Annotated in this window: 1 protein-coding gene; it reads right to left on the bottom strand. The window is 41.9% G+C overall.

The window, feature by feature from the left end; translation table 11 throughout:
• A partial coding sequence (locus ACFIJP_RS09570; RefSeq protein ID WP_375627196.1) for a DnaB-like helicase C-terminal domain-containing protein occupies window positions 1-630 on the bottom strand: 630 nt, incomplete at both ends.

Here is a 630-nt window from a genome sequence, read left to right as displayed (position 1 = left end):
TGTAAAATCGGATTGAAAGGCAAGGGGAACGATTCCTGTCGGACCATGGCGTTGTTTTGCTATAATAACCTCGGCTTTACCCTTGGCTTGCTCCATTGCCTCTTGCCACTTGCTATACTCAGCAGTGCCTTCTTTTGGTTCTTCATTTTTGAGATAATATTCTTCACGATAAACGAACAGAACAATGTCGGCATCTTGCTCTATTGAACCAGATTCACGTAAATCAGAGAGTTGCGGACGTTTATCGGTTCGGTTTTCAACTTGGCGCGAAAGTTGTGACAGAGCAATGATGGGAATATTGAGTTCTTTTGCAAGTGCTTTTAATCCGGTGGTAATGGCTGTAATTTCTTGAACGCGATTTTCTAATGAACGCTTTGAACCGCTTGTCATGAGTTGGATATAATCGATAATCAAGACATCTAGACCATGTTGTCGTTTAAGACGCCTTGCACGGGCGGACAATTGTGCTAGGGATACACCACCCGTTTGATCAATATAAAGAGGGATTGTTTGTAAGGAACGCATTGCGTGAATAATTTTTGCAAATTGCTCTTCTGAGATATTACCACGGCGCATATCAGAAGAAGAAACCTTTATTTGCTCTGAGATAATACGAGTTGCAAGCTGTTC

It is taken from the genome of Bartonella sp. MU37NMGALS (genome assembly GCF_042194015.1).
GTDB lineage: Bacteria > Pseudomonadota > Alphaproteobacteria > Rhizobiales > Rhizobiaceae > Bartonella > Bartonella grahamii.
This window is presented reverse-complemented; position numbering and strand designations above follow the sequence as displayed.